Raw genomic sequence first — 22,938 nt, 5'->3', positions numbered from 1 at the left:
GCGGGATCCCGCCGAACAGCACCCGCATGTCGTCGACCGAGTCGATGGCGACACCGACCTTGCCGACCTCGCCGTGCGCGATCGGCGCGTCGGAGCGTGCGCCCGCCTCGACGGCCTCCTGGACGTAGGTGTGCACGCCGTCCTCGGGGAAGAGCGTCGAGGTGTGCAGGCATACAAATGAATTCAAGACACTTGGATCTACTTTGGTTGTCGCTGCATTATCTAAATAAATCACTGATAACACTTCACTTTCTACATTTTTTACTTTGCTAATTCTATATACTACTTTCCAAATATTCTTAATATCGTTTATTTACATTTTGAGAATGCAATGCGGAATTATTTGTTCAGTTCAACTATAATTATATCGTTATTTAACTAATAAAAAGCTTTTCTAAATAAGCATACTCATGCATTATACTATTTTTTTGTAAAAATAAAAGACATGACTTCCAATAAAATGGAAACCATGTCTTGATATCAATTCAAATCGTTATGATTTAATTACTTGCTCTTCAATATGTTTCGTAATTCCGGGTTCTACACTTTCAAGTGCTTGTTCTGAAATTTCAATAGAACGCTTATAACGATTGTTTTTAAATAAACGTTCTGCTTCATTTAAGCTTTTATCAACACTTTGGTGATCTTTACGATATCTGTTACCATATTGAATTAATTTTTCAGCATAAACTGCATTAATTAATACATCGTTCGCCTCATCTTCAAATGTATTCATTTGAATGACGATTTTAGCAACTTTATCTTTTAATTGTTTGACGTGAATTGGTCTTTGACTAAATTGTTCATCAACTTCACGCACCTCATAATCGATTTCATTCTTCATAATAATGAAGCGTTCTGGCACACTTGTTAAGTTTGAATCAAATATTAGCAGACGGTAACTACACAAATGCAAGTCCTGATAAACAACATGCATACAATGATGCAGTTAACCACGCACAACAATTAATAGATGGTGTGCCAAACGTTATTGTGTCACCAAGTGACATACAAAATGCATTAAATCACGTGAACCAAGCTAACAATGACTTGAATGGTAATGCTAACCTTATTAATGCTAAACAACAGGTAACACAAGCGCTTGATCAATTACCAAATTTAAATCAAGCACAACGTGATGAATTTAATAAGCAAATCAATCAAGCATTACAAGTACCTGATGTTAACGCGATTCAACAAGCTGCAGAAAAACTTAACGATGCAATGACAGCCTTGAAACAAGGCATCGCAAATAAAGACGATATCAAAGGTAGCGAAAATTATCATGATGCAGATCCGGATAGACAAACAGCATTTGATGATGCTATCAATCATGCAGATACATTATTAAATGAGCAAAACAATCCAACTATGGATCCAGACACAATCAAACAAGCATTAGCTAATGTTAATGAAGCTAATCATAATTTAAACGGCGACCAAAAACTTGCCACTGCTCAACAAGATGCTAAAACAACACTAGGTACATTAGATCATTTAAACCAAGCACAAATTGATGCATTAACTCAACAAATTGATCAAGCGCCAGATATTGCCGCAACGAACAAAATTAAACAAAATGCTGAAAGTTTAAATAATGCCATGAATCAATTAGATCAAGCATTACAAACTAAAGCAGATACGTTAGGTAGTATCAATTATTCAGATGCAGATCAACCTAAGAAAGATGCTTATAACGATGCAGTAACACTTGCAGAAAGTATCGTAGATCATAATAGTCAAAACAATGCATCTCAAGATGATATCGCACAAGCGTTAAAACAACTTAACGATGCTAAAGATGCATTAAATGGTAATTCAAACGTTGAAAATGCGAAACAGGAAGCGATTGAGCAAATTAATAACGCACAAGATTTAAATCCTGCACAAAAAGAAGCATTAAAACAACAAGTGAATTTAGCAAATACTGTAAATGATGTAAATCAAGTTAAAGCTACAACAAGTAATTTAGATCAAGCAATGTCCGCATTGAAACAAGGTATTGCAGACAAAGATCAAACAATAGCAGACGGTAATTACACAAATGCTAACCCAGATAAACAACAAGCATATAGTGAAGCAATCAATCATGCCGAACAAATTATCAATGGTACTCCGAATGCAATCGTAGATCCACAAGCTATTACTAACGCTTTACATCAAGTGGATCAAACGAAAGGCGATTTGAATGGTAATGATAATACTTCGCCAGCCCGAATCCGACAGGTCATCCTTCACAGGCGGCTGACGAAGGGTTGCGCATGACTGCGCTCAATCGTGTCCCGTCGTTCATGCGCCGCACGGACCCTGGTGACGAACCCTCACTGGTGCTTGTAGTGCTTGATCGACGTGTCCTTGGCGGCCTCGTCGGCGAAGCCCTGGATCTTCTTGATGGCCTCCGCCGGGGTGAGGCGGCCGGCCATCATCTCGCCGAGACCGGCCACACCGATCTTCTCCTTCTGAAGCTGCACGTACCAGTCCTGGAGCCGCGGGTTCACCACGTTGGTGCCGGCCTTCTCCAGCGCCGCCACGCCGGACTTCAGGCCCGGGGTCAGCTCGATGCCGTCGGTGCCGCCGTTGTACGCGGTCAGCGACTTCACCTTGGAGGTGAAGTTCTTGGAGGACGCCTCGCTGAGCATGATGCGCAGCTGCTCCATGCCACCCGCGGGGTTGGCGGCCTTGGAGGGGACGATGAAGGGCTCGCCGCCGGAGGCCCAGATGGTGCCGAACGGCATCTTGTCGGAGCTGTCGATGCCGCTGGGCGCCGACACGGCGAGGTTGAAGTCCTGCGGGATCACGGAGGCGGATTCGTTCTCCACCCAGGAGCCGTTCGGGATGAACAGCGCCTTGCCCTTGGCCCAGGCGGTCTGCGACTGGATGTGGTCCAGGCCCGGGGTGCCCTTGAGGATGTAGCCCTTCTTGTAGAGCTCGTAGTACGCCTCGAAACAGGTCTTGACCGCCGGGTGCTTCCAGGCGTTCGGCTCCAGGTTGTCGATGGCGTCCAGGACCTCGCGGCCGCCGACCTTGGCGATCATCGGGTACAGCGAGAAGGGGATGTAGTACGGGTACTTGCCGGCGTAGGTCCAGCCGGCCATGCCCTTCTTCTTGGCCTTCTCGCAGACCTTGAGCATCTCGTCCCAGGTCTCGGGGTACTTCTCGTCGAGCGAGTCCAGCGCCTTCTGCGAGTACCAGACGCCGTAGACCGTGTAGGCGTAGTACATGATCCAGACCGGCTTGCCGTCGAACTGGCCCATCTCGACGATGCCCGGCCGCAGCGTGTCGCGGACCTTCTTGTTCGGGTCGTCGTACGACGGCGCGTCCAGCAGCGGGGTCAGGTCCGCGAGCTGGTTCTTGCCGACCAGTCCGCCCATGTCCATCTGCTCGGCGCCGGAGTTGTCGATGAGGTCCGGCGGGGTTCCGCCGTTGAACCGCGGCGAGAGCGTGGACTGGATCTTCTGGATGGCGGAGAACTTCACCTTCGCCTTCGGGAAGTCCTTCTCATAGATCTTGACCGCGTCCTCGGCGTACTCCTTGCCGAAGCCGCCGTCGAAGAGGACGAATTCCATCTGGGCGGTGTCATTGACCCCCAGCGGATTCTTCGCGGTCTTCTTGCCCGACTTGGCCTTGTCCTGTCCGTCGCCACCGCCACTGGCGCACGCCGACAGGAAGCTCATCGCGGGTACGGAGATCAGGCCGAGAGCCGCGGACCGCTTGATCAGGTCGCGGCGGCCGACGCCTCCGTGGTTCTCGGCGGAAGTGGATCCCATGCGCAAGTCCTCGCCTTCTCCAGGACTCAGGCGGTGAACCGGATCCTCCCCGGCACCGCGTAAGGCCAAGCTGGGTCGTGCAGAAAGTACTTCGTGCGTCTTCTACCGGGATCGCTGGGAAAACAAGGAGGCGGACGCGTTTCGCACGTCAAACCACCTTTCCGGCTCCCCCCGGGCCCGCCCCCGCACGGTCGAACGGCTTCGCGGACGCCGACAGGTATAGTCCACTTCGGGCGGACGGAGCAAGATCGAAGACAAGGTTCGCTGTCGGTCTTATCCGAGTTGAGACCTCGCGGAAATATGAGCCGCCTGTGGCCTCCTTGAGGGAAATATCCCGGACTTCACGCCCGAATGCCACACACAACACCCTTGACATCACTGGTCACTTGACTCCCTACTGGTGCTTGCGCCGAATTTGACAACGTTGTCCGGCGCGGGAGAACCAGGGAGGGTGCCCTCGTATGCAGCGCAGAGCACGGCACAGATGGAGTACGGCGGTCGTTCTGGCGGCCGCCTTCGTCATGGCCGTAGGTTCCCAGGGGGCGGCGATCGCCCTGCCCGGCAAGGCCCCGGCCGCCGCGAGCGAGTTCAGCTCCTCGTTCGAGGCCGGCGACCCGGCACCGGACTGGCTGAACACGGTCGACACCGCGCCGGACGGCGGCAAGCGCGCCTCGGGCGTGGACGGTGGCTACAGCACCGGCATTCCCGGCAATGTGGACGACCATGTCACGGATCTGCGGGCCAGCGGTGAGAACACGGGCAGCGGCGAGGTCAAGGAGAACCTCGTCGACGGAGAGTCGGGCACCAAGTGGCTGACGTTCGAGCCCACCGGCTGGGTCGAGTTCGACTTCGACAAACCAGTGAAAATCACCCGATACGCCCTCACATCCGCCAACGACTACGCCGAGCGCGACCCCAAGGACTGGACCCTCCAGGCCTCCACCGACGGCAAGGACTGGAAGACCGTCGACTCCCGCTCCGGCGAGTCCTTCTCCGAACGTTTCCAGACGAAGACATACGATCTGGCCGAACCGGCCGAATACCAGCACTTCCGGCTCGACATCACGAGGAACAACGGCGCTTCGAACATAGTCCAGCTCGCCGACGTGCAGTTCTCCACCGGCGACGACGGCGGCACGGTCCCGCAGGACATGCTCTCCCTCGTCGACCGCGGCCCGAGCGGCTCGCCGACCGCGAAGTCCGGGGCCGGCTTCACGGGCAAGCGGGCGCTGCGCTACGCCGGCCGGCACACCGCCCAGGGGCGGGCGTACTCGTACAACAAGGTCTTCGACGTCGACGTCAAGGTCTCCCGCGACACCCAGTTGTCGTACCGCATCTACCCGTCGATGGCGGACGGCGACCGCGACTACGACGCCACCAACGTCGCCGTGGACCTGGCCTTCACCGACGGCACGTACCTGAGCGGACTGGGCGCCACCGACCAGCACGGCTTCACGCTCAGCCCGCAGGGGCAGGGCGCCGCCAAGACGCTCTACGTCAACCAGTGGAACAACGTCGTCTCGCGCATCGGCTCGGTCGCGGCCGGCAAGACGATCGACCGGATCCTGCTCGCCTACGACTCCCCCACCGGACCGGCGAAGTTCCGCGGCTGGCTGGACGACGTGTCGATCAAGCGCGCGGCCCCCGAGCGGCCGAAGGCGCACCTGGCGGACTACGCGCTGACCACCCGCGGCACCAACTCCAGCGGCAGCTTCTCGCGCGGCAACAACTTCCCCGCGACCGCCCTGCCGCACGGCTTCAACTTCTGGACGCCGGTGACCAACGCGTCCTCGCTGAGCTGGCTGTACGAGTACGCACGTGCGAACAACAGCGACAATCTGCCGACGATCCAGGCCTTCAGCGCCAGTCACGAGCCGAGCCCGTGGATGGGTGACCGGCAGACCTTCCAGGTGATGCCGTCCGCCGCCTCCGGCACCCCGGACACCGACCGCACCGCCCGCGCCCTCGCCTTCCGGCACGAGAACGAGACCGCGCGCCCCTACTACTACGGCGTGACGTTCGAGAACGGCCTCAAGGCGGAGATGACGCCGACCGACCACGCCGCCGCCCTGCGCTTCACCTACCCGGGCGACGACGCGAGCGTCCTGTTCGACAACGTCACGGACCAGGCGGGCCTGACCCTGGACAAGGAGCACGGGGTCGTCACCGGCTACTCGGACGTGAAGTCCGGGCTGTCCACGGGCGCCACCCGCCTCTTCGTCTACGGCGTCTTCGACAAGCCGGTCAAGGACGGCTCCTCCAGTGGCGTCAAGGGCTACCTGCGCTTCGACGCGGGCGACGACCACACCGTCACCCTGCGCCTGGCCACCTCGCTCATCAGCGTCGACCAGGCCAAGGACAACCTGCGCCAGGAGATCCCGGACGGCACCTCCTTCGACACCGTCAAGGCGCGCGCCCGGCACACCTGGGACAAGCTGCTCGGCAAGGTCGAGATCCAGGGCGCCACTCCGGACCAGCTGACCACGCTGTACTCCAGCATGTACCGGCTGTACCTGTACCCGAACTCGGGCTTCGAGAAGGTCGGCGGCAAGGACCAGTACGCCTCCCCCTTCACGCCGATGCCCGGCCAGGACACGCCGACGCACACCGGCGCGAAGATCGTCGACGGCAAGGTGTACGTCAACAACGGCTTCTGGGACACCTACCGGACCACCTGGCCGGCGTACTCGCTGCTGACGCCCTCTCAGGCCGGTGAGATGGTCGACGGGTTCGTGCAGCAGTACAAGGACGGCGGCTGGACCTCCCGCTGGTCCTCCCCCGGCTACGCGGACCTGATGACCGGCACCTCCTCGGACGTGGCCTTCGCCGACGCCTACGTCAAGGGCGTCCCCATGGACGCCGAGGCGGCCTACGACGCGGCCGTGAAGAACGCCACGGTCGTGCCCCCGTCCTCCGGCGTGGGCCGCAAGGGCATGAGCACCTCCCCCTTCCTCGGCTACACCAGCACCGCGACCGGCGAGGGCCTGTCCTGGGCGATGGAGGGCTACGTCAACGACTACGGCATCGCGCAGATGGGCCAGGCCCTCTACAAGAAGACGGGCGAGAAGCGCTACCAGGAGGAGTCGCAGTACTTCCTCAACCGGGCCCAGGACTACGTGAAGCTGTTCGACCCGAAGGCGGGCTTCTTCCAGGGCCGGGACGCCAAGGGCAACTGGCGCGTCGACTCCGCGAAGTACGACCCGCGTGTGTGGGGCTACGACTACACGGAGACCGACGGCTGGGGCTACGCCTTCACCGCCCCGCAGGACAGCCGGGGCCTGGCCAACCTCTACGGCGGCCAGAAGGCCCTCGGGGACAAGCTCGACACCTACTTCTCCACTCCGGAGACGGCGTCCTCCGAGTTCGCCGGCTCCTACGGCGGGATCATCCACGAGATGACCGAGGCGCGGGACGTGCGCATGGGCCAGTACGGCCACTCCAACCAGGTCGCCCACCACGTCACGTACATGTACGACGCGGCCGGTGAGCCCTGGAAGGCGCAGGCGAAGGTCCGCGAGGTGCTCTCCCGGCTCTACGTCGGCAGCGAGATCGGCCAGGGCTACCACGGCGACGAGGACAACGGCGAGCAGTCGGCCTGGTACCTCTTCTCCTCGCTCGGCTTCTACCCGCTGGTCATGGGCAGCGGCGACTACGCCATCGGCTCCCCGCTGTTCACCAAGGCGACCGTCCATCTGGAGAACGGCCGCGACCTGGTGATCAAGGCGCCGAAGAACAGTGCGAAGAACATCTACGTGCAGGGCGTGCGGTTCAACGGCCACGCGTGGAACTCGACGAACCTGCCGCACTCGCTGCTCTCCAAGGGCGGCGTCCTGGAGTTCGACATGGGCCCGCGGCCGTCGAAGTGGGGCACGGGGAAGAACGCGGCGCCCGTGTCGATCACGACCGGCGACAAGGCGCCGAGCCCGCGCGCGGACGTGCTGAAGGGTGACGGCGCCCTGTTCGACGACACCTCGTCGACGGACGCGACGGTGACGAGCGTGGACCTGCCGGTGACCGGCGCCACCAAGGCCGTTCAGTACACCCTGACCTCGTCCGGCGACCACACGAAGGCCCCGACGGGCTGGACCCTCCAGGCGTCCACCGACGGCACGCACTGGACGACGGTGGACAAGCGCTCCGGCGAGTCCTTCACCTGGGACAAGCAGACCCGCCCGTTCACGATCGCCACGCCGGGCACCTACGAGAAGTACCGCCTGGTCCTGGACGGCACGGCGACGCTGGCGGAGGTGGAGCTGCTGGCCTGACGCGACCTGAGGACATGTGGGGCGGGCCCTGTTCGGGCCCGCCCCACATGGCGTGCTGCGTATGGCTACGGGATGTGGGAGCGCTTCCGGGCGGCGGGTTCCGGTCCACCGCCTATTGGGAGCGCTCCCACTTCAGGGCGAACGTAGCGCGAACCGAGACGGCTGTAAACGGCTGCGGCACGGATCGGTGGGTCAAGGGCGCGCCATGGCCTCGCGACCACGGGTGAACCTCGCCTTCGTACGGAGGACCACCACGCGCAATCACGTCCACACTGGCGCCCATGGGAGCAGCACAGACCACGCCCCAGTGCGGCAGGCCCACCGAGGACACCTGGATGTTCGCGCCGGCCGACGGCTGGACCTACGACCAGGTCAAGCACCTGGACCTGCCCTTCGACTGGGAACTCGTGGACGGAGTGATCAGGGTCCGTGGACGGACCAAGCTCTGGCACAACCACGTACGGGACGGGCTGGCGAGCGCTCTGAGTGCCGCTCGACGGGAGCCGTACCAGGTCGTGGCCGGGCAGTGCGTCATGGTCGACGACCGCAACACCCCGAAGCCGGACCTGATCGTCTTCGACCCCCGGAAGCTGGACTTCTTCGAACTCGAGTGCGTCCCGGTGGACAAGCTCGTCCTCGTCGTCGAGGTCGCCTCCCCCTGCTCCCGCCAGGACGACCGGGTGCGGAAGCCCGCGCTCTTCGCGACGTGCAAGGTCCCCTGCTACTGGCGCGTCGAACTCGACCGGGACCAAAGGCTCGCCGTGCACGAGTACTGGCTCAACGCGGACACGCGTACGTACATCCCCGCCCCGATGCACCCCGTGCACCACGACAAGCTCGTCACCGAGGTGCCGTTCCCGGTCGAGGTCGATCTGGAGGCGCTCGTCGGCTTCTGAGCCGGCGCCTTCGCGGAACGGGCCGACAAAGAAGGAGGGCCGCGCCCCCGTCGCCGGGGATGCGGCCCAACTGCTCTTGCTGATCCGTTACTTGCTGATCAGGCTGCGCAGCACGTACTGCAGGATGCCGCCGTTGCGGTAGTAGTCCGCCTCACCGGGGGTGTCGATGCGGACGACCGCGTCGAACTCGACACCGGTGTCGGTGGTGACCTTCACCGTGCGCGGGGTGCGGCCCTCGTTGAGCTCGGTGACGCCGGAGATGGAGAAGGTCTCCTCGCCGGTCAGGCCGAGGGAGGCCGCGGACTGGCCCTCAGGGAACTGGAGCGGCAGGACGCCCATGCCGATGAGGTTCGAGCGGTGGATGCGCTCGTAGCTCTCGGCGACGACGGCCTTGACGCCGAGGAGCGCGGTGCCCTTGGCGGCCCAGTCGCGGGACGAGCCGGAGCCGTACTCCTTGCCGGCCAGGACGACGAGCGGGGTGCCGGCGGCCTGGTAGTTCTGCGAGGCGTCGTAGATGAAGGCGACCGGGCCGCCCTCCTGCGTGAAGTCGCGGGTGTAGCCGCCCTCGGTGCCCGGCGCGATCTGGTTGCGCAGGCGGATGTTGGCGAACGTGCCGCGGATCATCACCTCGTGGTTGCCGCGGCGGGAGCCGTAGCTGTTGAAGTCGCGGCGCTCGACGCCGTGCTCCGTGAGGTACTTGCCCGCCGGGGTGTCGGCCTTGATGGCGCCGGCCGGGGAGATGTGGTCGGTGGTGACCGAGTCGCCCAGCTTGGCGAGCACCCGGGCGCCGGTGATGTCCTCGACCGGGGCCGGCTCCATGCCCATGCCCTCGAAGTACGGGGGCTTGCGGACGTAGGTGGACTCGGTGTCCCACTCGAAGGTGTTGCCGGTCGGGATCGGCAGCGACTGCCACTGGGCGTCACCGGCGAACACGTCGGAGTAGGACTTGGAGAACATGTCCTCGCCGATCGCGTTGGCGACGACGTCGTTGACCTCGGACTCCGAGGGCCAGATGTCCTTCAGGTGGACCGGGTTGCCGTCCTGGTCCACACCGAGGGCGTCCTTGGTGATGTCCACCTTCATGGAGCCGGCGATGGCGTAGGCGACGACCAGCGGCGGGGACGCCAGGTAGTTCATCTTGACGTCGGGGTTGATCCGGCCCTCGAAGTTGCGGTTGCCGGACAGGACCGAGGTGACCGCGAGGTCGTGCTCGTTGACGGCCTTGGAGACCTCCTCCGGCAGCGGGCCGGAGTTGCCGATGCAGGTGGTGCAGCCGTAGCCGACGAGGTTGAAGCCCAGCTTGTCCAGGTACGGGGTCAGGCCGGCCTTGTCGTAGTAGTCCATGACGACCTTGGAGCCCGGCGCCAGGGTGGTCTTGACCCACGGCTTGCGGGTCAGGCCCTTCTCCACCGCCTTCTTGGCCACCAGCGCGGCGGCGACCATGACGTACGGGTTGGAGGTGTTGGTGCAGGAGGTGATGGCCGCGACGGTGACCGCGCCGTGGTCCAGCTCGTAGGTGCTGCCGTCGGGGGCGGTGACCGGAACCGGGTTGGACGGGGTGCCGTTGGGGTGGATGGCCGGGGCGTCGGAGGCCGGGAAGGACTCCTTGCCGGCCTCGTCGACGGTGTCGACGTAGTTGACGACGTCCAGCTTGAACTGCTGGGCCGCCTCGGCGAGGACGATGCGGTCCTGCGGGCGCTTGGGGCCGGCGATGGACGGCACCACGGTGGACAGGTCCAGCTCGAGCTTCTCGGAGTAGTCCGGCTCGGCGTTCGGGTCCAGCCAGAGGCCCTGCTCCTTGGCGTACGCCTCGACGAGCGCGAGCTGCTGCTCGGAGCGGCCGGTCAGGCGCATGTAGTTGATGGTCTCGTCGTCGATCGGGAAGATCGCGGCGGTCGAGCCGAACTCCGGCGACATGTTGCCGATGGTGGCGCGGTTGGCCAGGGAGGTGGCGGCGACGCCCTCGCCGTAGAACTCGACGAACTTGCCGACCACGCCGTGCTTGCGCAGCATCTCGGTGATGGTGAGCACCAGGTCGGTGGCGGTGGTGCCGGTGGGCAGCTCGCCGGTGAGCTTGAAGCCGACGACACGCGGGATGAGCATGGAGACCGGCTGGCCGAGCATGGCGGCCTCGGCCTCGATGCCGCCGACGCCCCAGCCGAGGACGCCGAGGCCGTTGACCATGGTGGTGTGCGAGTCGGTGCCGACCAGGGTGTCGGGGTAGGCCTTGCCGTCGCGGACCATCACGACGCGGGCCAGGTGCTCGATGTTCACCTGGTGGACGATGCCGGTGCCGGGCGGGACGACCTTGAACTCGTCGAAGGCGGTCTGGCCCCAGCGCAGGAACTGGTAGCGCTCGCGGTTGCGGCCGTACTCCAGCTCCACGTTCTGCTGGAAGGCGTCGTTGGTGCCGAACTTGTCGGCGATGACGGAGTGGTCGATGACCAGCTCGGCCGGGGCCAGCGGGTTGATCTTCGCCGGGTCGCCGCCGAGCTCCTTCACGGCCTCGCGCATCGTCGCGAGGTCCACGACGCAGGGAACGCCGGTGAAGTCCTGCATGATCACGCGGGCCGGCGTGAACTGGATCTCCTGCGACGGCTGGGCCTGGGAGTCCCAGGTGCCGAGGGCGCGGATGTGGTCGGCGGTGATGTTCGCGCCGTCCTCGGTGCGGAGCAGGTTCTCCAGCAGGACCTTCAGGCTGTAAGGCAGTCGGGCCGAGCCCTCGACCTTGTCAAGCCGGAAGATCTCGTACGACTCGTCGCCCACCTGCAGCGTGCTGCGGGCGTCGAAGCTGTTCGCCGACACGACAGTCTCCTTCATTGATGTGCGCGTACCACCACGATGCTGCCGCCACGGCATCTCGGCCATTCCGCTGAGGCAAGGCTAACTTAGGTAACCCTTACCAGGGTGGCGGCTGCGGTGCTCCTCGGCAGATATCTCGATGTCGAGATAACTCTAGTACATGGGGGCCGGATGGTCATGCGCGGCCCGCTGGCCTCTTGCGGCGAAGGGTGAGCGTTGCCGCGAGCCGGACTTCTTCGATGACGTACGGCGCGGCGGGTGGCATTGGGCGCCCTGCAGAGTGTCCGGTTCGGGGGTGTCACCGCTGGTACGCCTGTTTCGTCGCGGCAGCATTTAGTTTCAAACGCTACCGTATTGAATGAGTAGATGGCTGTACTGTGGCCTCATGACCGCCGACGTTCCTGACCGATCCACCGCCTCGCGTGCGACCGACCGCCCCGGGGACGCCTCGCCTTTCGCTCTCGGCCTGCTGCTGCGTCAGGCGCACTGGCGCGCGGCCGCGGTGATGGGGGAGGCGCTTCGGCCACTCGGTATCGAGTTGCGGCATTTCGCGGTGCTGATCGTGCTGGTCAACCGCGGGCCCACCGTGCAGCGGGACTTGGCGACGGCGACGGGGTCGGACAAGGCGGGAATCATGCGGGTCGTGGACGACCTGGAGCGAAAAGGGCTGGCCGTACGCAAGACCGTCCCGGGGGACCGGCGCGTGCGGGCAGTGGAGATCACGCCTCAGGGGCTCGAACTCTTCGATGCGGCCCATGTGGCGGCGGAGCCGCTGGCCGAGCGTCTCATTGCCGAACTGGAGCCCGGCGAGCCCGAGAAGCTGAAGGATCTGCTGACCCGGTTCGCCTATCGCGGGGACGACGAGCAGTAGGCCCGTCGGTTGCCGGCCGGCTGGGCGCGCTCGGTCGCACGCGGCCGTCGCGAGAATCCGGCCTCGAGAGTCGTGGCCATCCTCGCCCCACGCCGACGCCCGCTGCGGGCGTCGGTCAAGGCTGCGTCACCGATGCGGACCAACTCGTCCGCACGTCGCCCTCGTACGCATCGCCGTCGTATCGATGCGCGGCCCGCCGGCAGGTCACACGTACCACCGTTCCCTGGTCCGGGCCACCAGCCCCAGGCGCGGAGCACCGTCGTCATCGCCCACGGAGGGCACGCTCGGCGAGGGTGCCGTGTGAAGTCCTGGAGCCAGGCGTCACACGGCATCCACGGCCCGGCGGTTACGCGGCGAGGCGCTCCGCAAGTTCCTTGGCCTTGGTGGTCGCGTCCTCGAAGGCGCGCTCGCGGGAGGCCTCGTAGAGCGGGACCAGGTCGGACATCGCGGGGTTGCGGGGGGCCATGGTGAGTTCCGGGACGATGAAGTCGAGGTCCAGGCCGAGGGTCCCCTTGAGAACGGCCTCCAGGTAGTTCTGTACGAACTCGAAGCCCTCGCGCGGAGTGCCCGGCGCGTAGGAGCCGCCGCGGCTGGCGACGACGACGACCGGAGTGCCCTGGGCGGAGGGGGTCTCGCCCGCGGTGCGGCCGAGCAGCAGCACGCTGTCCAGCCACGCCTTCAGCGTCGACGGGATCGAGAAGTTGTACATGGGGGCGCCGATCAGGACGGCGTCAGCCTGCTCCAGCTCCTCGATGAGCTTCACGCGCGCGGCGAACGCGGCTGACTGCTCCGGGGTGCGCTCGGACGGGGCGGCGTAACCGGCGGACCAGGCGTCGGCGGTGATGTGCGGGACGGGGTCGGCGGCGAGGTCGCGGTAGATCACCGTGCCCTCGGGGTGCTGCTCCTCCCAGCTCTTGCGGAAGGCGGCCGTGACCGAACGGGACGAGGACGCCTCGCCGGGGAACACGGACGAGTCGATGTGCAGCAGCGTAGCCATGGGTTTCTCCAGAGTGCCGTGCCCCGGACGTGGGCGCCGAGGGCCGGGGATTCATGCTCAACAGTAGTCTTACATGAAATTGTATCGAGTGATACTATCTCGCTTGTAGTGGAAGTGGATGCGTTGAGCAGATGGCGAGGCAGGCGATCATGGACGTCTATGAGGCGGTCAGGAGCCGACGGGCGGTACGCGGGTTCACCGACCGGCAGGTCCCGAGGGAGACGCTTGAGCGTGTCCTGTCCGCCGCGGCCTGGTCGCCGTCCGGATCGAACATCCAGCCGTGGCACGCCTACGTCGTGACCGGCCGGCCGTTGGCCGAGGTCAAGAAGCGCGCCGGCGAGCGCCTGGCCGCAGGCGACCCGTGGGACGAGCCGGAGTACGAGCAGTACCCGACCGCACTGAAGTCCCCCTACCGCGAGCGCCGATCCGCCTTCGGCGCGCAGCGCTACGGCGCACTCGGCATCGCGCGTGAGGACCTGGAGGCGCGCCAGCGGGCCGCGTCCGCGAACTGGGACTGCTTCGGTGCGCCTGCTGCCCTGTTCTGCTACATCGACCGCGACATGGGGGCGCCCCAGTGGGCCGATGTCGGCATGTATCTGCAGACGGTCATGCTGCTGCTGCGCGCCGAAGGGCTGCACAGTTGCCCGCAGATGGCATGGGCGAAGTTTCACAGGAGCGTCGCGGAGGTCCTGTCACCCCCGTCCGAGCTCATGCTCTTCTGCGGCATGTCGATCGGGTTCGAGGACGCCACGGTCGATCACGTCCGGACGGGCCGGGCGCTGCTCGACGAGACGGTCACGTTCGTCGACGGCTGCTGAGATCGCCCACCCTCAGCCGATGCGGTCGCTGTTTCCTGCCGGGCCAGAACCCGGGGGTGCGTGCCCCGGTGCGTCCCGCGCCGGATCACCCGGGCCGCCACGCGGTCGCCCTCGGCCCCACCGTGAATGATCTCGTTGTGGTCGACGACGCGGTCGCGCGCGTGCTCTCCCATACTGTTCCCCAGGTGTTCGACACGGACCGGCGCGTCGTACCCGGCACCGAGTCGACTCGACGCGAGGACACATCGGCAGGCCGAGCCGGGGTATCCGAGAGAGAACCCGGCGACGGCCGGAGCAACGAACCCGGTTGACATCCGACATGGACCGATTTGGCGGGATGTTTCGGACGCCCACGACGTGGCGCGACACGCCGTGCGACCTCGCCGGGCCCCTGACCGCAGGGTCACTGACGGTGGCTCACCCGAATGGACCCCCCTGACGGGCACCATCTCATATCTGAGATAACCTCAACCTCATGGCAGACGACTACCTCGTACGCATCGGCAAGCTCATCCGTGACGCCCGGCAGCACCGCGGCTGGACGCAGGCGCAGCTCGCCGAAGCGCTCGGCACCAGTCAGAGCGCCGTCAATCGCATCGAGCGCGGCAACCAGAACATCAGCCTTGAGATGATCGCCCGCATAGGAGAAGCCCTGGACAGCGAGATCGTGTCGCTGGGCTACGCGGGCCCGATGCATCTGCGGGTGGTCGGCGGACGCCGGCTGTCCGGCGCCATCGACGTGAAGACGAGCAAGAACGCCTGCGTGGCCCTGCTGTGCGCCTCGCTGCTCAACCGGGGGCGCACGGTGCTGCGGCGGGTGGCGCGGATCGAGGAGGTGTACCGCCTGCTGGAGGTGCTGGGCTCGATCGGCGTGCGCACCCGCTGGATCAACGACGGCGTCGACCTGGAGATCGTGCCGCCGGCCGACCTCGACCTGGACGCCATCGACGCCGAGGCCGCCGTCCGCACCCGGTCCATCATCATGTTCCTCGGCCCGCTGCTGCACCGCATGGACCGCTTCAAGCTGCCGTACGCGGGCGGCTGCGACCTCGGCACCCGCACCATCGAGCCGCACATGATCGCGCTGCGCCGGTTCGGCCTGGAGGTGGCGGCCACCGAGGGGCAGTACCACGCCACCGTGGACCGCTCCGTCCGCCCGGACCGCCCGATCGTGCTGACCGAGCGCGGCGACACCGTGACCGAGAACGCGCTGCTGGCGGCCGCCCGCCACGACGACGTGACCGTCATCCGCAACGCCTCCTCCAACTACATGGTCCAGGACCTGTGCTTCTTCCTGGAGGCGCTCGGCGTCCGGGTGGAGGGCATCGGCACGACCACGCTCACCGTCCACGGCGTGCCGGACATCGACGTGGACGTGGACTACTCCCCCTCCGAGGACCCGGTGGAGGCGATGAGCCTGCTGGCCGCAGCGGTCGTCACCGAGTCGGAACTGACGGTCCGCCGCGTCCCCATCGAGTTCCTGGAGATCGAGCTGGCCGTCCTGGAGGAGATGGGCCTCGACCACGACCGCACCCCGGAGTACGTGGCCGACAACGGCCGTACGCGCCTGGTGGACCTGACCGTGCGCCCCTCCAAGCTGGAGGCGCCGATCGACAAGATCCACCCGATGCCGTTCCCCGGCCTGAACATCGACAACGTGCCGTTCTTCGCGGCCATCGCGGCGGTGGCCCAGGGCAAGACACTGATCCACGACTGGGTCTACGACAACCGTGCGATCTACCTCACCGACCTCAACCGCCTCGGCGGCCGCCTCCAGTTGCTGGACCCGCACCGCGTCCTCGTCGAGGGCCCGACCCGCTGGCGCGCCGCCGAGATGATGTGCCCACCCGCCCTGCGCCCCGCCGTCGTCGTCCTCCTGGCCATGATGGCGGCCGAGGGCACGTCGGTCCTGCGCAACGTCTACGTCATCAACCGCGGTTACGAGGACTTCGCCGAGCGCCTGAACTCGATCGGGGCGCAGATCGAGATCTTCCGGGACATCTGAAAGCTCTCGGAAACAACGCCGCTACGCCCCTCCTGACCTGCGTGTATACGAGCCAGGAGGGGGTTCGGCTTCGCCTGTGGGACTTCCCGGGAACTTGGGGACGGAGCCGAGAGATTGTCGGCCTCAGGGCTGGGGGACGGATTGCCCGGCGCTCCACGTGATGCGTCACCGGAGGGCGTGGGCCTGGGCGAGTCATGGAAAGGCACGGTTCAGGCAGGTTCTTCGGCTCGCTGCCCCGCTGTCACACCCGGACACCCTGCAAGAGACCGGAAGGCCATTCGCACGGGTCAGCGCCCCGGGACCGGCCATCGCCGCAGGTCACGGCGCTGGCAGGTGCGGCGCATGTGGGACTTCTCTACGACTTTCGTCTGGGATCAACGGCTTCCGGTCGTCGCGCGATTCCACATGGCGCGTCCCCGGAACATTCCCGCCCGGACACCACACTCGGCGAGCGCGACGGCCAGGGCAGGGTCCCAGGGCGTTGCGGCGGGTGGGCCCGTCAGGTCCAGGGCTTCGGCCACCGCGGGCACTGCTGCTCGGTAATCGGCGGCCGTGTAGCGCCACGGCTGCCAAGGGACGCTTCTCGCCAGCGCCGCGGCGATGCGTACATCGCGCCAGGCGAGACGTGCAGCAGGTCATCGTCCGAACCGGCTCTGAACGCACGGTCGTCCACGCTGGTCCGCAGTTCCAGGAGGACTCCCAGCGCACGCCCCCGCCACTATCTCCCACCCGTCGTCCGTCCGCCCACCCTCGCGAGGATGGGAGTGAACAGGCAACGAGCTGATCAATGTCACTGCTCCCGCCGTACTGACGGGTGGATTATGTCGAGATGGACTGGCTGCCCATTGCGGGAACTCTAATCGGCACGTCGATCGGCTCGGCCGGAACGATCATCACTCAGCACGTGACCAACCGTACCGCCGAACGAAGCGCACGCCGAGCGCGCGCTGAGCGGGTCCGAGCTGAACGGAAGGCCGCGATTGAGGAGTTCATCGCGGTCTATCAGGAGATCGAGCGTGTCATCAGCGACGGTGATCAACGGCCGAGTGAGTTGATCCATCGCATGTGGTCGCTGCGCAACAATCTGACGCTGGTCGCCTCGCGAGAGCTTCGCGACGCGGTGGATGACCTCGCCAACGCTCTTGGCGATACGTACTGGCACGGGACGCCCGACGGCAGTAAGCCCTGGAAGCACCTCGGTGGCGTCCGGCATCGATTCCTTGAGGCGGCGCACGCTGAGGTGCGGCCGGACGTTGACCACCTGGGGAACTGACCGGCCAGAGGGCTACACCGGTGACGTACCACTCGGTCTTCGGGCCCGGCTCGACTCCGACCGGACCGTCGAACTGAAGTACTGCATCGGCTCCGGCGACTGGCGCGGTGCCCGGCTGCCGCGCAGCAAGGTCTCCACCGCCGTCGGCCGGAAGGCGGCCGAACTCCACGACAGCTGTACCGACTTCCTGCACCGCTGGGGCCAGGAAGCCACCCCGCCGAACGTGATGCCCTCATCCAGGTCATGACAGATCTGACGGCCCTTAGCAAGGGGAAGGCAGTGGGCCGTTCCCTGGACGGACTGCTGGACTCGGCCCGCGACACCCTGGAGGGACTCCTGACCGCACTCGGCCCGGCGGTCCGCTCCTCCCTCCTCACCATCCGCCTCGCCGAACAGGACGCCTACCCGACGACTCTCCGCAGGGAGGGCCTGGCTGCCCGCGACACCCTGCGTGACGCCATGGAACGCGGCGACCAGGCCGTCCAGGAACCCAGTTCGTGCGCCTCGGGCGGCTCGCCGAACAAGGCCGTGGCGAGTTCGCTGAGGTGAGCACGCCCACCACCGGGACCGTACTGCCGTCCGAGCGGTGGCAGGCTTGGGGATCCGGCCTGGCGCAGGGCCCGATCGGCCCTGCACCGCACGCGCCCAAGGACCACTCCGGAGCCTTGCTCGACCAGGGCACGGGCACTCTCACGACCACGGGCAACGTCACCGCTTGACCCCTACGTGCCGAGCGTGTCCCGCCCGGCGGTCCGGTCAGGTGTGGGGCATCGGCGCTCAGAGGCACTTCGATGGAGAGAATCCTTCATTTTCCGGCTCTGGGTGGAGCACCTTTCTTCTCCGCCGCCACGCTGACCCGTGGTCGGTCGGCCCCGGTTCGTCGCCGAGCGGGCGGGGCCGGCGAGTCGGTGATGGCGGGGAGGACATTCGATGGCTGCCGAGCGTGTGTTGACGCCTGTTCCGGGTGCGAGGGCCGCGTACCGATGGCGATGGGTGGGGCTCGTCGCGCTGTTGCTCGGGGAGGCGGTGAATCTGCTTGACGCGACCGTCGTGCAGGTCGCCGCGCCGGCGATCCACGCCGATCTGGGCGGGGCCGTGTCCGATGTCCAGTGGTTCACCGCCGCGTACACCCTGCCGTTCGCCGTCCTGCTGGTGGGCGGCGGTCGGCTGGGGGACATCGCCGGCCGGCGGAGGCTGTTCGTGATCGGGGTCACCGGGTTCATGGCCGCGTCCGCCGCGTGTGCCCTCGCGCCCGGAGTGGGGGCCCTGATCGCCTTCCGCGCCGTGCAAGGGGCCGCCGCGGCCCTGATCGTTCCTCAGACCATCGGCCTGATCCGGGCCATGTTCTCCGAGGCCGAGATGTCCAAGGCGCTCGGCGGCATCGGGCCCGTGATGGGGCTGTCCGCCGTGTGCGGGCCCGTGCTCGGTGGCCTCATCACACACGCCGATCTCTTCGGGTCGTCGTGGCGCGCCGTCTTTCTCGTGAACGTCCCCCTGTGCCTGGTCGTTCTGGCGCTCTCCCCCAGGCTCATGGAGAACCGCGCCCCCGAGCGGCCCACCCTCGATGTGACGGGCACGCTCCTGGCCATGGCCGGTGTCGGACTCCTCGTCCGTCCGCTCGTCGGAACCGACCTCACCGCGCTGTCCGGGTGGGGCTGGGCGGCCGTCGCCGCCGGTCTGTGCCTCATGGGCGTCTTCGCCGTGCACCAGCGCAGGGTCGCGGGCGCGGGGCACAGCCCGCTGGTGGAGCCGAGTCTCTTCACCCGCCGTGGCTTCCCCGCCGCCCTGGTGACCTCGACCGTGTTCTTCGCCGTCACCAACGGTCTGACGACGGTCGTCGTGCTCCATCTCCAACTCGGGCTGCACAGCGGGGTGCTGAAGGCCGGGCTGAGTCTCGCCCCGTGGTCGGTGGGTCTGGCCCTCGCCTCCTGGGTGACCGGCGCCCGCCTCCTCAAGCGCCACGGGCGCCGCATGATGCCCCTCGGACTCGCCGTACTGCTGGCCGGCGCCCTCGCCGCCGTCGCCGGCTATCACTCCTCCGGCCCCACCGGTTACCCCACGCCGCTGCTGTACGCGCTCGGCGTCATCGGACTCGGGGTCGGGCTGTTCACGCCCGCGTTCTTCACCATCGCGCTGAAGCCGCTGCGGCCGCAGGAGATCGGTTCCGCCGCCGGGCTCCTCAACGCCGTCCAGCAGCTGGGCGCCACGCTCGGGGTGGCGGTCCTCGGCAGCATCTATCTCTCCGGCGCCGGGTCCTCCGGCGGTCCCTCGGCCGCCCTCCATGCCGTCCAGGCCGCCTTCTGGGTCGCCGCCGGGCTGGTCGTGGTCACTTTCGCCTCCATCAGGAGGATGACGGCCGGGCGGATGTGACGGCCGGGCGGATGTGACGGCCGGGCGGATGTGACGGCGGCGGCGTGGAGCCGGCGCCCGCGACCACCGCCCGCGACCACCGGGCGCCGGACGCCGGACGCCGATCAGGCTCGGGCCACGGTCACGTCCTGCTCGCCGACCGCGTGGAAGCGGGGCAGCAGCGGCAGGCCGCTCTGGGGGGTGAGTTCCATGACGGTCGCCTCGACGTGGGCGGTACCCGGGTCCAGGGCGTCCGAGGGCTTTCCCGTGTTCGTCCAGGTGTGCTCGGCGCCGTCGCACACGGCTCGGGTGCCGCCGATGCCGTAGCGGGTGGCGGAGTCCTTCCGGCTGATGCCGGAGCTGACGAAGACGGGGCCGTCGGCGCCGGTGCAGCGGTAGGTGCCGGAGAGCGTGACGGTGCCGTCGGCCGCCAGCCGGGCCGTCGGGTCGACGGTCACCGTCTCGTCGGCGCCCGACGCGGCCGCGGGCGCGGGCGCGGCCGGCGCGGCCGGCGCGGCCGGCGCGGCCAGGAGCAGCGTCGCGGCGGCCACGCCGAGGGCTCCGAGAACGCGACGCACGGCCCGCACGGCACGTACGGCCCGTACGGAAGGTGCGGAGTGCGGGGAACGCGTGGACCGTGCGGGTCTTACGGTCATGGGATGAAGCCTCCCGGGTTCGCTGACGTGGCTGGGGGCTTCCACTGGTACCCAACGGCGGAGCCCGGGGCCGTGATCCTCACTCCTTCGGTGGCGAGTCCCGGGGCACGGCGGTCGGTCGCTCCGACCAGCCGTATCGCCGCATGACGGGACGTCAGGGGAGGACGGCGAAACCGTCGAGTTCCACCATCGCCTCCTCGTCCCACAGGCGGACCACCTGCACGACCGCCATCGCGGGGTAGTCGCGGCCCGCCAACCGGTGCCAGATGCGGCCGAGTTCGGGGGCGTTCGCGCGGTAGGCGGCCAGGTCGGTGGCGTAGACAGTGACGCGGGCCAGGTCGGCGGGGGTGCCGCCGGCGGCGCGCAGGGCGGTGAGGAGGTTGGTCAGGGCGCGCTCGAACTGCTCGGGGAGGGTCTCGCCGGCCACCTTGCCGTCGGAGTCGAGTGCCGTCTGGCCCGCCAGGAACACCACGCGGGAGCCGGTGGCGACGACGGCATGGGAGAAGCCGGTCGGCGGGGACAGCTCCGGCGGGTTGACGCGTTCGGCGGTCACTCCGTCTCCCCTCGTGCGTGCACGGCGGCGTACAACTCCTTGGCGATGATGGACCGTTGCACCTCGCTGGCCCCCTCGTAGATCCGGGGTGCGCGCACCTCGCGGTAGAGGTGTTCGAGCAGGTGGCCCCTGCGCAGGGCTCGGGCGCCGTGCAGTTGTACGGCGGTGTCGACGACGTACTGGGCGGTCTCGGTGGCGAGCAGCTTCGCCATGGCGGCGCGCCGGGGGACGTCCGGGGCGTCGTCGTCGTAGGCCGTGGCCGCCGCGTACACCATCAGTCGGGCGGCCTCGGTGCGCAGGGCCATCTCGGCGACCTGGTGGGCGACGGTCTGCAACTCGCTGAGGGTGCCGCCGAACGCCTCCCGGCGGGCGGTGTGGGCGAGGGTGGCGTCCAGCGCGGCCTGGGCCATGCCCACGGCGAAGGCTCCGACGCTGGGCCGGAACAGGTTGAGGGTGCCCATCGCGACCCGGAAACCGCGGTCCACCTCGCCGAGCACGTCGTCCTCCGTGACCGCGACGCCGTCGAAGTCGAGGGTGCCGATGGGGTGCGGGGAGAGCATCTCCAGTGCGCTGCCGGTGAGGCCCGGGCGGTCGGCGGGGACCAGGAAGGCGGTGATGCCGCGGGATCCGGCGCCGGGCGTGGTGCGGGCGAAGACGGTGTAGACGTCGGCCTCGGGGGCGTTGGAGATCCAGCACTTCCGGCCGGTGAGCCGCCAGCGGGCGGCGCCCGCGGGACGGGCGGCCAGAGGGGCGGCGGAGGCGGCGGCTGTGGGCGAGGTGCCGGCCCCCGCGAGGGGTGAGCGGTGCGGTTCGGCGAGGGGTGAGGCGCCGGACGCGGCGAGCGGCCCGGCACCACCGGGCCGGCCGAGGGGGCCGGCGCCGGGCCCCACCAGCGGTGCACCGCCGGGCTCGGCCAGCGGTGAGCCACCGGGGCCGTCCAGCGGTGAGCCACCGGGGCCGCCCAGTGGTAAGCCGCCGTGCTCGGCCAGCGGTGAGCCACCCGACTCGGCCAGCGGTGAGCCACCGGGGCCGGTGAGGTGGAAGTCGTCTCCGGGTCCGGCGAGCGGTGCGGCGCCCGGCTCTACGAGGGGTGATGCGTCGCCGGGCGGGCCACCGCCTCCCGGCTCACCTCCCTCCCCCTGTACGCCCTCCCCCTGCACGCCCTCCGGTTCCGCGCGCAGGCCCAGCGCCGCCGCGTCGGAGCCCGCGCCCGGCTCGCTCAGGGCGAAGGCCGCCACCGCGCTGCCGTCCGTGACCGCGGGCAGCCAGCGCTCGCGCTGGGCGGGCGTGCCGTGGGCGTGGACCGGGTGGGCGCCCAGGCCCTGGAGGGCGAGGGCGGTCTCGGCCTCGGTGCAGGCGTAGGCCAGGGACTCCCGCATGAGGCACAGGTCCAGGGCGCCGGAGGTGAACAGGCGTTGCAGCAGCCCGAGCCGGCCCAGTTCGGCGAGGAGCGCGTGGTTGACGCGGCCCGGCTCGCCCTTCTCGGCGAGCGGGCGCAGCCGGTCGGCGGCGAGGGTGCGCAGCTCGGCGCACCAGGCGAGTTGTTCCGGTTCGAGCGAGAATGCGGGCATTCGCCGGTCCTCCCTCCCCCGGAGGCGACCGGGGTTCACTTCTACCGTATCGCGCACCGTTGACTGCCGTCACCAAGACGATACGCTCCAACGGTGGGGCTTGTCGGGCAACCGC

17 protein-coding genes and 2 pseudogenes are annotated in these 22,938 nt (G+C 66.2%); 10 read left to right on the top strand and 9 right to left on the bottom strand.

Annotation, left to right across the window (positions count from 1 at the left end):
- Positions 1 to 94 (bottom strand): annotated as a pseudogene (locus ABZ484_RS26070) (methylmalonyl-CoA mutase family protein); the annotation flags it as partial.
- A 399-nt stretch (positions 95 to 493) separates the two neighbouring features.
- On the bottom strand, positions 494 to 865 hold the full coding sequence (locus ABZ484_RS26065) for a septation ring formation regulator EzrA (protein WP_358868346.1): 372 nt from the start codon (positions 863 to 865) through the stop codon (positions 494 to 496).
- Positions 866 to 876: 11 nt separating this feature from the next.
- Between ABZ484_RS26065 and ABZ484_RS26060 the strand changes: the two genes are divergently transcribed.
- On the top strand, positions 877 to 2,265 hold the full coding sequence (locus tag ABZ484_RS26060) for a hypothetical protein (protein ID WP_358868345.1): 1,389 nt from the start codon (positions 877 to 879) through the stop codon (positions 2,263 to 2,265).
- A 56-nt stretch (positions 2,266 to 2,321) separates the two neighbouring features.
- On the opposite strand, the gene ngcE is transcribed toward ABZ484_RS26060, so the two are convergent.
- Positions 2,322 to 3,767, bottom strand: coding sequence for an N-acetylglucosamine/diacetylchitobiose ABC transporter substrate-binding protein (gene ngcE, locus ABZ484_RS26055; RefSeq protein ID WP_358868344.1), 1,446 nt, complete (start codon positions 3,765 to 3,767; stop codon positions 2,322 to 2,324).
- A gap of 461 nt (positions 3,768 to 4,228) precedes the next feature.
- On the opposite strand from ngcE, the gene ABZ484_RS26050 reads away from it, so the two are divergent.
- Positions 4,229 to 8,032: a GH92 family glycosyl hydrolase gene (locus ABZ484_RS26050; RefSeq protein WP_358868343.1), complete on the top strand. Its 3,804-nt coding sequence runs from the start codon at positions 4,229 to 4,231 to the stop codon at positions 8,030 to 8,032.
- A 281-nt stretch (positions 8,033 to 8,313) separates the two neighbouring features.
- On the top strand, positions 8,314 to 8,928 hold the full coding sequence (locus ABZ484_RS26045; RefSeq protein ID WP_358868342.1) for a Uma2 family endonuclease: 615 nt from the start codon (positions 8,314 to 8,316) through the stop codon (positions 8,926 to 8,928).
- 87 nt (positions 8,929 to 9,015) lie between these two features.
- On the opposite strand, the gene acnA is transcribed toward ABZ484_RS26045, so the two are convergent.
- Positions 9,016 to 11,733 (bottom strand): aconitate hydratase AcnA, encoded by a 2,718-nt coding sequence (acnA, locus tag ABZ484_RS26040; RefSeq protein WP_358868341.1) that lies wholly within the window; start codon positions 11,731 to 11,733, stop codon positions 9,016 to 9,018.
- 382 nt (positions 11,734 to 12,115) lie between these two features.
- Between acnA and ABZ484_RS26035 the strand changes: the two genes are divergently transcribed.
- Positions 12,116 to 12,601, top strand: a complete 486-nt coding sequence (locus ABZ484_RS26035; RefSeq protein WP_358868340.1) for a MarR family transcriptional regulator — start codon at positions 12,116 to 12,118, stop codon at positions 12,599 to 12,601.
- A gap of 346 nt (positions 12,602 to 12,947) precedes the next feature.
- Here ABZ484_RS26035 and ABZ484_RS26030 read toward each other — a convergent pair whose 3' ends face one another.
- Positions 12,948 to 13,598, bottom strand: a complete 651-nt coding sequence (locus tag ABZ484_RS26030) for an NAD(P)H-dependent oxidoreductase (protein WP_358868339.1) — start codon at positions 13,596 to 13,598, stop codon at positions 12,948 to 12,950.
- A 149-nt stretch (positions 13,599 to 13,747) separates the two neighbouring features.
- Here ABZ484_RS26030 and ABZ484_RS26025 point away from each other — a divergent pair, with 149 nt between their 5' ends.
- Together ABZ484_RS26025 and ABZ484_RS26020 are read left to right on the top strand one after the other, a co-directional pair.
- Positions 13,748 to 14,416: a nitroreductase gene (locus ABZ484_RS26025; RefSeq protein ID WP_358868338.1), complete on the top strand. Its 669-nt coding sequence runs from the start codon at positions 13,748 to 13,750 to the stop codon at positions 14,414 to 14,416.
- Between the two features lie 475 nt (positions 14,417 to 14,891).
- The gene (locus ABZ484_RS26020) at positions 14,892 to 16,421 is read left to right on the top strand and encodes a UDP-N-acetylglucosamine 1-carboxyvinyltransferase (RefSeq protein ID WP_358868337.1); all 1,530 of its coding nucleotides are present in this window, start codon (positions 14,892 to 14,894) and stop codon (positions 16,419 to 16,421) included.
- Positions 16,422 to 16,795: 374 nt separating this feature from the next.
- Here ABZ484_RS26020 and ABZ484_RS26015 read toward each other — a convergent pair.
- A pseudogene (locus ABZ484_RS26015) lies at positions 16,796 to 17,026 on the bottom strand (DUF2399 domain-containing protein); the annotation flags it as partial.
- Positions 17,027 to 17,250: 224 nt separating this feature from the next.
- On the opposite strand from ABZ484_RS26015, the gene ABZ484_RS26010 reads away from it, so the two are divergent.
- The 4 genes from ABZ484_RS26010 (at position 17,251) to ABZ484_RS25995 (ending at position 20,064) form a co-directional block, all read left to right on the top strand.
- Entirely contained in the window at positions 17,251 to 17,694 is a 444-nt protein-coding gene (locus ABZ484_RS26010) for a hypothetical protein (RefSeq protein WP_358868336.1), read from the top strand.
- The gene (locus tag ABZ484_RS26005) at positions 17,675 to 17,941 is read left to right on the top strand and encodes a hypothetical protein (RefSeq protein ID WP_358868335.1); all 267 of its coding nucleotides are present in this window, start codon (positions 17,675 to 17,677) and stop codon (positions 17,939 to 17,941) included. The genes ABZ484_RS26010 and ABZ484_RS26005 overlap by 20 nt, the downstream gene beginning before the upstream one ends.
- Positions 17,938 to 18,243, top strand: coding sequence for a hypothetical protein (locus ABZ484_RS26000; RefSeq protein WP_358868334.1), 306 nt, complete (start codon positions 17,938 to 17,940; stop codon positions 18,241 to 18,243). The genes ABZ484_RS26005 and ABZ484_RS26000 overlap by 4 nt, the downstream gene beginning before the upstream one ends.
- A 396-nt stretch (positions 18,244 to 18,639) precedes the next feature.
- Positions 18,640 to 20,064, top strand: coding sequence for an MFS transporter (locus tag ABZ484_RS25995; RefSeq protein ID WP_358868347.1), 1,425 nt, complete (start codon positions 18,640 to 18,642; stop codon positions 20,062 to 20,064).
- A gap of 104 nt (positions 20,065 to 20,168) precedes the next feature.
- Here the strand turns inward: ABZ484_RS25995 and ABZ484_RS25990 are convergent, their stop codons facing one another.
- The 3 genes from ABZ484_RS25990 to ABZ484_RS25980 form a co-directional block, all read right to left on the bottom strand.
- A complete protein-coding gene (locus tag ABZ484_RS25990; RefSeq protein ID WP_358868333.1) occupies positions 20,169 to 20,699 on the bottom strand; it encodes a DUF6299 family protein in 531 nt (176 codons plus the stop codon).
- Positions 20,700 to 20,853: 154 nt separating this feature from the next.
- The gene (locus ABZ484_RS25985) at positions 20,854 to 21,252 is read right to left on the bottom strand and encodes a RidA family protein (protein WP_358868332.1); all 399 of its coding nucleotides are present in this window, start codon (positions 21,250 to 21,252) and stop codon (positions 20,854 to 20,856) included.
- Positions 21,249 to 22,823, bottom strand: coding sequence for an acyl-CoA dehydrogenase (locus ABZ484_RS25980; RefSeq protein ID WP_358868331.1), 1,575 nt, complete (start codon positions 22,821 to 22,823; stop codon positions 21,249 to 21,251). Before ABZ484_RS25980 ends, ABZ484_RS25985 begins: the two co-directional genes overlap by 4 nt.
- Positions 22,824 to 22,938 lie beyond the last annotated feature (115 nt).

It is taken from the genome of Streptomyces sp. NPDC006393 (assembly GCF_040628575.1).
In the GTDB taxonomy this organism is placed as follows: Bacteria; Actinomycetota; Actinomycetes; order Streptomycetales; family Streptomycetaceae; genus Streptomyces.
Note: the sequence above shows the minus strand (reverse complement) of the source record. Positions and strands in the feature narration are given on the sequence as shown.

Bases quoted from the DNA above. Each gene is read 5' to 3' on its own strand.
- ngcE (WP_358868344.1), bottom strand. From the start codon at position 3,767: ATGGGATCCACTTCCGCCGAGAACCACGGAGGCGTCGGCCGCCGCGAC.
- ABZ484_RS26050 (WP_358868343.1), top strand. From the start codon at position 4,229: ATGCAGCGCAGAGCACGGCACAGATGGAGTACGGCGGTCGTTCTGGCG.
- ABZ484_RS26045 (WP_358868342.1), top strand. From the start codon at position 8,314: ATGGGAGCAGCACAGACCACGCCCCAGTGCGGCAGGCCCACCGAGGAC.
- ABZ484_RS26035 (WP_358868340.1), top strand. From the start codon at position 12,116: ATGACCGCCGACGTTCCTGACCGATCCACCGCCTCGCGTGCGACCGAC.
- ABZ484_RS26030 (WP_358868339.1), bottom strand. From the start codon at position 13,598: ATGGCTACGCTGCTGCACATCGACTCGTCCGTGTTCCCCGGCGAGGCG.
- ABZ484_RS26025 (WP_358868338.1), top strand. From the start codon at position 13,748: ATGGACGTCTATGAGGCGGTCAGGAGCCGACGGGCGGTACGCGGGTTC.
- ABZ484_RS26020 (WP_358868337.1), top strand. From the start codon at position 14,892: ATGGCAGACGACTACCTCGTACGCATCGGCAAGCTCATCCGTGACGCC.
- ABZ484_RS26010 (WP_358868336.1), top strand. From the start codon at position 17,251: ATGGACTGGCTGCCCATTGCGGGAACTCTAATCGGCACGTCGATCGGC.
- ABZ484_RS26000 (WP_358868334.1), top strand. From the start codon at position 17,938: ATGACAGATCTGACGGCCCTTAGCAAGGGGAAGGCAGTGGGCCGTTCC.
- ABZ484_RS25990 (WP_358868333.1), bottom strand. From the start codon at position 20,699: ATGACCGTAAGACCCGCACGGTCCACGCGTTCCCCGCACTCCGCACCT.
- ABZ484_RS25980 (WP_358868331.1), bottom strand. From the start codon at position 22,823: ATGCCCGCATTCTCGCTCGAACCGGAACAACTCGCCTGGTGCGCCGAG.